8 protein-coding genes and 1 tRNA gene are annotated in these 8,225 nt (G+C 44.2%); 3 read left to right on the top strand and 6 right to left on the bottom strand.

Annotated elements, in window-relative coordinates; all coding sequences use genetic code 11:
• The first annotated feature begins 594 nt into the window (after window positions 1-594).
• The 3 genes from IM473_RS22705 (at window position 595) to IM473_RS08785 (ending at window position 2,495) form a co-directional block, all read left to right on the top strand.
• Window positions 595-1,386, top strand: coding sequence for a hypothetical protein (locus IM473_RS22705; protein WP_287657315.1), 792 nt, complete (start codon window positions 595-597; stop codon window positions 1,384-1,386).
• 235 nt (window positions 1,387-1,621) lie between these two features.
• A complete protein-coding gene (locus tag IM473_RS08790; protein WP_287657313.1) occupies window positions 1,622-2,347 on the top strand; it encodes an HAD family hydrolase in 726 nt (241 codons plus the stop codon).
• Between the two features lie 77 nt (window positions 2,348-2,424).
• Window positions 2,425-2,495: transfer RNA gene (locus IM473_RS08785), tRNA-Gly, on the top strand.
• A 59-nt stretch (window positions 2,496-2,554) separates the two neighbouring features.
• Here the strand turns inward: IM473_RS08785 and IM473_RS08780 are convergent.
• The 6 genes from IM473_RS08780 to IM473_RS08755 all read right to left on the bottom strand — a co-directional run.
• Window positions 2,555-2,980, bottom strand: a complete 426-nt coding sequence (locus tag IM473_RS08780) for a lysozyme inhibitor LprI family protein (protein WP_287657312.1) — start codon at window positions 2,978-2,980, stop codon at window positions 2,555-2,557.
• Between the two features lie 167 nt (window positions 2,981-3,147).
• The gene (locus tag IM473_RS08775; protein ID WP_287657310.1) at window positions 3,148-5,385 is read right to left on the bottom strand and encodes an FdhF/YdeP family oxidoreductase; all 2,238 of its coding nucleotides are present in this window, start codon (window positions 5,383-5,385) and stop codon (window positions 3,148-3,150) included.
• A 418-nt stretch (window positions 5,386-5,803) separates the two neighbouring features.
• Window positions 5,804-6,703 (bottom strand): hypothetical protein, encoded by a 900-nt coding sequence (locus IM473_RS08770; RefSeq protein ID WP_287657308.1) that lies wholly within the window; start codon window positions 6,701-6,703, stop codon window positions 5,804-5,806.
• A gap of 195 nt (window positions 6,704-6,898) precedes the next feature.
• Complete coding sequence (locus tag IM473_RS08765) at window positions 6,899-7,117, bottom strand: DUF5615 family PIN-like protein (RefSeq protein ID WP_287657307.1); 219 nt, start codon at window positions 7,115-7,117, stop codon at window positions 6,899-6,901.
• Window positions 7,114-7,440, bottom strand: a complete 327-nt coding sequence (locus IM473_RS08760) for a DUF433 domain-containing protein (RefSeq protein ID WP_287657305.1) — start codon at window positions 7,438-7,440, stop codon at window positions 7,114-7,116. The genes IM473_RS08765 and IM473_RS08760 overlap by 4 nt, the downstream gene beginning before the upstream one ends.
• 316 nt (window positions 7,441-7,756) lie before the next feature.
• The coding region (locus tag IM473_RS08755) for an RNA-guided endonuclease TnpB family protein (protein WP_287657303.1) at window positions 7,757-8,225 on the bottom strand (469 nt) is incomplete at its 5' end.

Below are 8,225 nucleotides of genomic sequence, written 5' to 3'. Positions count from 1 at the left end.
TTAGCCATAGTTTTCCGTCAAAATTCGATTTTGTCTCTTAAAACCCTGATTAATCGGTTTTTAGAGCTAATTTTGACTCTTGGTCTAATCTGCCTGTCTTCCTTGCTGTGACTGACTTACAAATTTTTGGAGATGTCTATTATCTGTAGCATAGCGGCAAATTTAGGACTTTCTGTTAATTGGGTGGGCGTGGCGTTGGGCGTGGCGTCGTGCGTGGCGTTGTGCGTGGCGTTGTGCGTGGCGTTGTTGTCGGGCGTGGTGTCGGGCGTGGCGTTGGGCGTGGTGTCGGTCGTGGTGTCGTGCGTGGCGTTGGGCGTGGCGTCGGGCGGGGCGTCGGGCGTGGTGTGGGGCGGGGTGTCGGGCGTGGTGTCGGGCGTGGCGTCGGGCGTGGCGTCGGGCGGGGTGTGGGGCCTGGTGTGGGGCCTGGTGTGGGGCCTGGTGTCGGGCGTGGTGTGGGGCCTGGTGTCGGGCGGGGTGTGGGGCCTGGTGTGGGGCCTGGTGTGGGGCCTGGTGTGGGGCGGGGTGTCGGGCGTGGTGTCGGGCCTGGTGTTGGGCGTGGTGTGGGGCGTGGTGTTCGGCGGGGTGTGGGGCGGGGTGTTTATATTCGCCTTTCTCCGTCCTGATAATTGGCTAATCGGGCTTTTGGCGGGCGAGCAAGGGCGACTTTTTCCCCGTATTACCCTTCTACCGCTGCTGGGGTTAACCTCGACTCTACAACAATGGTTACAGCAAGACTGGGAAACGGCTATTAATAACCTCAATCAATACCTTCGGTACAGCCGCCAGTTTATTCCTGTCCTTGCCGCCGTTAATCGCGTTTTACCGCAATTCCCAGAGTCAGAAGTTATCTATCGGGTCTCCCGTCTGGCAGAAAATCCCTCCGATTGGCAATTGTTAAAATATGCGTCGGCGAAACCGTTTTATCTTCCTGACAGTCAAATCCGTCTAGATACTCCTGCTCGCGCCGCCGCCGCCGGTTTTTGGTATCTTCACCAACAGGACACCGAAAAAGCCGAAAAAGCCTTTGCTGCGGTACGTTCCCTCGCCTACGGGGAAGAAATGTATAGCCTAGCCCAAACTTTACACCGATTTAGTCAGGCAGCAACTCTCGATAGTATCGCTTCCCTGGAGGTTGCCCCCATTGCCGCAGAACCGTCATTACGTCCGCAAACTTGGCAAGCTATCAGCAGTTTAAATCGAGTTATCGCAGAAATGGCTTTAGTCCAGAGAAGTTACAGTTACTCCAGTTACTCCCAAGAGACTAGAGATCGGATTATCGGGGAATTAAGCGATATAATCGACCGACAGGCGGCCAATTTACCCCTAGCAGAAAAAGCATTAATCCTTTCTATCGCCCAAAAATGGAAAACTTGCCTGTTCTTCTAGCTTGTAAGCCAAGACGCATTTAAACCGCTTATTCTTAGATTAGCCGAATCTCCCCCCCTGCCGCCTAGAGCCTAGAATTGATTCATAGTAGGGTTGATTCATGAATCAACCCTACCCGACTTCGGGGGGGGGATTGGGGGAAAATGGGTCTTAGCTTCCCCACACCCTGCCCCGACGAAAAACTTTAGTATAATCAAGAATATTTAGTATTTATTAGCTTTTCTGTCTAAGATTGATGTTAAAGGCTGTTCTGTTCGATTTTAATGGGGTGATCATCAATGATGAACCAATTCATCAAGAGTTAATCAATGAAATCTTGCTCGGGGAAAATTTACTGCCCCTAGGGTCGGAATTTGCGGAGTTATGTCTGGGAAGAAGCGATCGCGTCTGTTTGCGTAATGTTCTCACCCGTCGCGGTCGTCAAGTGACCGAGGAATATCTGACTAAGTTAATTAACAAAAAAGCGAGTTTATACCGAGCAAGATTAGAAAAATTAGAGAAACTTCCTATTTATGAAGAGATATACTCTTTTTTAAAACGGGTTAAGGCCAGGGAGCTACAAATCGGTTTGGTGACGGGAGCAGTGCGATCGGAAGTAGAATCAATCTTGCAACGGACGGGCCTTGGGGATTACTTTAGTGTCATTGTCACCGGTGATGAGATTAGCACCAGTAAACCTCAACCGGATGGTTATTTACTGGCCGTAGAAAGATTTAATCGTTGGAATTTTAATCTACAGTTGCAACCCCAGGAATGTCTGGTGATTGAAGATACTTTTGTCGGTTGCGAAGCGGCAAAAAGAGCGGGAATGCAGGTGGTGGGAATCGCTCATACCTATCCCTTCCATTTTATGCAGAGAGTGTCTAATTGGGCGATCGATAATTTCTCCCAACTAGATCTCGATCGCGTGGAAGAAACTTTTAGCCAAATCGGGAAAATCAAGGAGCGATCGGGATTTTAGAGGCGATTAACCAGCTGAAAATCTCTACTTGCAAAAATCGGCAATTCGTGTTATACTAACGAAAGTGCTAAGAAAATGCGGGTGTAGTTTAGTGGTAAAACCCTAGCCTTCCAAGCTAATGATAGGGGTTCGATTCCCCTCACCCGCTTAGGCTGTTGTGCAGTAAACGTCTAAGGAATTATCGGTAATATCAACGGCGATTCTGACTTAGAGATCGCTATCTTCTAAATATCTCTGCAAATCTTTGGTACGCTGCTCGGTGACATCTACCAAACAAAAACCGTAAATCATGGGAGCCATCGATCCTCCCTCATAGGCACTTCTTTCAAATTCGCAACTGCTGTCTCTAAACTTAATCCAAGCTTGTTGGGCGCTAATTAATTTTTGTTGGCGAGCAGCTGACAGTTTTGGCAGTAGTTGTCGATAAACTTGATTTAACTTGCGATCAGCGTTTTGATAAGCTATGCTGGCACAAATGTTCATTTCGCTTTGAGTCTGGGGATTGTTACAGTTAGGGCGTTGAGCTAGTTGCAAGTTCGTCGCTGCAGATGTGGGACTTGCAATGCCACGGGTAGCCATCCCGACAGCCAACAAACTTGCTATGCTTAATACGGTTAGTAAAAACTTACCCATGGCTATTTATTCTATGATCGTAAGAACAGGATAACAGAAATGCGATCAAAGCGATAGGGAGCTTCTTTAATTTCGCTTTCCCAGAATTGGACTCGGTTTCGTTCATTTATTCGCTTGCTTAACTCTATTTCATTATTTCCCAAAAAGAAAATCAGAGGAGTTGATAACTAAAAAACCCAGACGGGAACTCGTTTATAAGCAGGAGTACCACAGCGAGGGTCGATTTTAGCTTTGAATAAAACATTGGCTTCGGGATAAAACATAAAGCCAACACCTTCGCGAATCGAACCGAAAATAATTTCAATATTCTCTAATTTGCCGGCATCTCCTTGAACGGTGACTCGTTGATATTCTTGAAAGCTGGCTTTTTTGGCATCTTCGGCGTTCATCAATAAACAATGACGGTGAGGCATTCCCCGATATTTATCGCCCACTTGATAAACGACGGTATTATGTTGTCCATAACTGCGTCCTGTTCCGAGAATCAGGGCAATTCCGGGGGCATTTTCTGGTTGGTTGAAATCTTGCTTTTCCGGTGCTTTTAAAGTGGGTAAAAGGGTGACAGACATTTGCGCTTTTCCGGTCGATGTTGGAAAATGGGGTTCGGTAAAAATCCGTCCGCTAATGGTAAATTCTGTTTGGGTTTGATCTAATTGCCCGATCTTTTCATAACCCGGAATCGTTTTGGCGATTAACTGACGAATATAGGCGGTATCGTGTAATCTCGACCAATCAATCGGGTTTGTGCCTAAAACCTTGACGGCAATATTTGTTAACAGTTCTACTTCCGAGATGATATCCACATGGGAACCCTGTAGATGACTGCTTCCCCGCTCGTTAAAACGGACAAAATTATTGCCCGATTCGGTGGTTGTCGGGTGAGGATTTTCAAAACGAGCGAATACGGGTAAAATTATCGTATTTTGTCGGGCTAATCCCTGAAAATGTCCTAAATTTGGCTTAGTAGCTACATAAAAAATCGTATCAATTTGAGCTAAGGCTTTTTTGGCTTGAGTTAAATCTGGATTTGCTCCATAAAGATTACCTCCCAAACAGAAAAGAGTGTTAATTTTTCCCCGTTCGGCAGCTTCAATTAATGCCCTGGTATCATAACCGCCGGTTATATTTAATGGCTTTCCTAAAAGTTGAGCAAGTGCCTCGGCGATTTCCTGACGTAATCTCACTGTAACGCCCATAGAACCGAAGCCCTGTACATTAGAATGACCTCTGATTGGCATGGTTCCGGCTCCGATTTTGCCAGCATTTCCCGTGAGTAAGGCCGTGTTAGCGATACTGATGATATTATCGACACCATTTTCCTGTTGTGTAACCCCCATCGCCCAAGCGAAAACCACACGCTCTAAATTGCCGAAAAGGGCGGCGGTTGCTTCAATTTCTTCTCGGGACAAACCGCAGGTTTTAGTAATGGTTTCCCATGGTGTTTGTCGGGCATAATCTATAACAGATTGCCAATTTTCTGTATGGGATTCCAGATAATCCCACCGAACTAAATTTTGTTCGATCAAAGATTTTTGTAATCCGACGAATAGGGCGGTGTCGCTACCCGGAATCGGCTGTAGGTAGAGAGTTGAAATATCGGAACCGCCCCGCAATAAAGATTTAATCGGAAAAGCGGGTGAGGAGAATTTGACCAATCCGACTTCAATTTGCGGGTTAATAATAATAATTTTACCGCCGCGATCACGAATTTGAATTAATTCATTCATCAGGCGAGGATGATTAGCCGGAGCGTTAGAACCGATTAACACCACACAATCGGCTTGTTTTAAACTTTCCAGACTGACCATCGAAGTTCCGGTTCCGAAAACCTGTTTTAAGCCTACGGTCGAGGCGGCATGACAGAGATCGGAACAATCGGCTAAATTATTACTTCCTAATGCCCGGAAAAACAATTGTAAGAGATAGGCGGCTTCATTAGAAGAACGTCCCGAACTATAGGAGGCAATAGTCTCGGACGGTTGATGAAAAGCTTGTTCGGCTAATCGATACACTTCTTCCCAACTAATACGTTGATAGTGACTTTCTCCGGCTTTTAAGAGGACGGGATAACTGAAACGACCCAAGCGATCGCATTCTAGGGAGGTTAAGGACTGTAATTGAGCGAGATGATAGGTCTGAAAAAAATCAGTTTTAATACCTGGCATTAATTCGGAAGTAACTGCCTCGACACTTTTGAGACAACGTTGCAGACTTTCCCCCGCTTCGTTGACAAAACCGCCCTTTTGTCCTCCCGTTCCCCAAGCGCAAGCTAAACAGGCACTTTTATGATTCAAGGTTTGCCAGAGTTTAACCCCTTGAGGAGAGAGAGTTTTTTCTGCCCAATATTGCAATACGGGAAAACCCCCGCCCGCCTCAATTTTGTTGGATGTTTCTCGTTCGTTCATCGTTTTTTTCTCTCGATTTTTTCTCAAATTCACCGATAGGGAGAGTGTACCCAGTACAGTTGAGTTTATCACCATTTTTTAAAAAGTGCATCAGCAACGCATAAACGACTGGGTAAGCTACGGTTAGTTGTTGACAATATCTCCTGATTGTGATTTTATCAAACTAAGGAGAGGTCTATTAAAATGGTAATTCCGATGGATGAAAATGAAGACTTTCAACATTTAGAGGAGATGATTGTTAACGAAACGGATATCTTCGATATCTCGCTTTGGGTCAACTTCTCCACGCACTCTTTACTTGCTGTCCAGACAGGGGAGCGTCTGTGTTAAAGCTGGACTTGACCATAACAGTAACCTCAACGGACAAACTACCATCAGGGTTTAGGATGATTCTTCATGGCTTGGGCGGGCTGGAGTTTTAATTTTCCCTGAATCTTTGTAGCAGTTCTTCACGGGATAAATTTGCCAAAGAAAGAAGCAATCCGGTGCGTTCCGAGATGGGAAGTTGGGCAATCTTTTCTACTAGACCAGATAATTCCGAATCTAGGCTGCCAAACCGTCCTTCCAGAAGACTGGCTATCAGCGAAAGTTGTCCCTCTAAAGTACCTTCTTGCTTCCACTCTTCCCTTTGTTGTAAATAAGCTGGTGATAAGTTCATGATGTCCTCCTGTTCTTCTGTACTTAAATTATCTCTCAATTCTAAATTCTTGCGCCAGTTCGCTAAGATTTCTAATAAATTCTCTCGAAAAGGATTGCGTTCTGGTAGTTCAACTAACTCTTCAACTGCTCGTTTTTGAGTTCCTCCTTTACCTAATACCCTCAACCATAAGGTGTCTTCAATTACTGGTAATTGATGAATGACAATGATGCCCGCTTTGAGAGACTTCGCTAAAAAGTAAACCCCTGTTAACCAATTACTCTCATCGCTGTGAGTCCCGAAATCTTCAATCATTCTAGCTGAAAAGGTGGGCGTTAGAATCCAGAGAACTGGTAGTTCAGCTTCTGTTAGAGTTTTGTTTGACCGTTTCGCTTTTCTCAAGACATCCCCATGAACCGCGTATAACTTTGACAAACAACTGCGAATCTCTACCTCGGTCGGGGGATTGCGGAAAGGTTCAAACAAACAGGAAGTAGCCGCCATTTTTCCGAGTAACCCTAAAGGTAACTCAGTGGGAGTAGGTGAGCTAAATGGTTCAAACCAGACATCGATTTCTTGAACCTCACTTTTTACTTTCTTACTTTTTCTAATCGTCCCTAGAGGTGTTAGTAATTCCTCTAAATATTCCTTAGCAAATTGGTCATGAATTTGGCGAGTCATTCAAATTAATAATCAAGCATAAAAAGGACGGTAATAATCTTATTATATCATTAATTAAAAAGGAATCCAATCGACAATATCGATCCATTCTTCTGCTTCGGTAGTTTCCCAAATCATAATTAATTCTTCGGCTAGTTTTCCCATTGTTGTTGTGGGATGTATCCAAAACAGTCCCCAGATTTGTTGATTTTTTTGTCAATATTCTTCTAAATGTTCAGGCATACTGGTACGATTATCTGTCACCAAGAGTCGTTGAGATAATCCTAAATACTGTAGAACATCAGGGTCAAGAGTTCCTAACGGTGGTGTATTCGGCTCTCCAACGCGTAAAATATCTATCTCTGGATTTAATCTTAAGACAGCGACTTTCAATCGGGGGGATAAGTTTTCATCGAGTAAAAACTTGATTTTCATACCTTGATAGAATCTTGCCTTTGCTGTTTAATTTTTCTCATCTTTTCTCGTTGAGGTGAAGGATTTTTCAAGGATTCTTGATAGCGAGTCTCTCGCCAATTCTGGAGGCGCAATAAATAGGCATCAATTTTTTGCTGATTCTGGAGATAATAAGTAATAGTAGCGTAGATTTTCTCTAGACTTAGATCGGGATAGATAGCATTTATTTCTTCTGGAGTATAGCCTTCCAAGAAATAAAAGAGTACGTTGTCAATTCCGAGGCGATTACCTTTGATTCTAATATCATTTTCGGAAATAAATAAAAAATAATCTTCTAGTTGCATAATTAATTTTTCCCTTAATTTTATTTCATTTTTACCGCTTATTTATAGTATTTCCTGTTCGCAGGAGGTACATTATCAATGTTAAAAAGTTTAATCAGCAAAGGTTTAACTGTGCCACACAGGTGTGAGAACCGTTATATTAATGTTTTATCATAATTAGTTTACCTTGTGCTTCCCTTGTTTTCAAACTTTTAACCGGGATAAACTGCCCCGCTGCCATAACCCCGGCTGCTATGCTGGCAGCCACTTTGACATCCTCACCGCCGTAAACGGACGGTGATTCCCAAACCTCACGATTTAGGCTTCGGCCGTGAGCTCAGCCGAACGGTTTCTGCTTCTTTCCCGAAGGATTTTTCGCACCTGCCTTAACAGATTTACTCTGTTCTGGTCTTATGGTCGCTCTACAGACTGACACCGCAAGCCCTGCGGCCAAAATATTTTTACTGGCGTTAATATCTCGGTCATGGTGAGTCCCACAGTCTGGACAGTCCCACTCTCGAACATTTAACGGCAGCTCTTTCACAATATACCCACAATTACTGCACCGTTTAGAACTGGGAAACCATCTATCTATTTCGATGTAATTTCTGCCATACCAACGGCATTTATAGGCTAATTGTCGGGTTATTTCTCCCCAGCTTACATCAGATATTGCCTGAGATAATTTCGGGTTTTTGACCATATTCTTAACGGCTAAATTCTCAACAACAATCGTTTGGTTTTCACGAACTAATTGAGTGGTTAGCTTATGTAAATGGTCTTTTCTGCTATCGGTGATTTGAGCG

This window comes from Microcystis sp. M015S2, from assembly GCF_020245945.1.
Taxonomy (GTDB): Bacteria; Cyanobacteriota; Cyanobacteriia; order Cyanobacteriales; family Microcystaceae; genus Microcystis.
This window is presented reverse-complemented; position numbering and strand designations above follow the sequence as displayed.

Coding starts and splice junctions, on each gene's coding strand:
- IM473_RS08790 (WP_287657313.1), top strand. CDS start 1,622: ATGTTAAAGGCTGTTCTGTTCGATTTTAATGGGGTGATCATCAATGAT.
- IM473_RS08780 (WP_287657312.1), bottom strand. CDS start 2,980: ATGGGTAAGTTTTTACTAACCGTATTAAGCATAGCAAGTTTGTTGGCT.
- IM473_RS08775 (WP_287657310.1), bottom strand. CDS start 5,385: ATGAACGAACGAGAAACATCCAACAAAATTGAGGCGGGCGGGGGTTTT.
- IM473_RS08770 (WP_287657308.1), bottom strand. CDS start 6,703: ATGACTCGCCAAATTCATGACCAATTTGCTAAGGAATATTTAGAGGAA.
- IM473_RS08765 (WP_287657307.1), bottom strand. CDS start 7,117: ATGAAAATCAAGTTTTTACTCGATGAAAACTTATCCCCCCGATTGAAA.
- IM473_RS08760 (WP_287657305.1), bottom strand. CDS start 7,440: ATGCAACTAGAAGATTATTTTTTATTTATTTCCGAAAATGATATTAGA.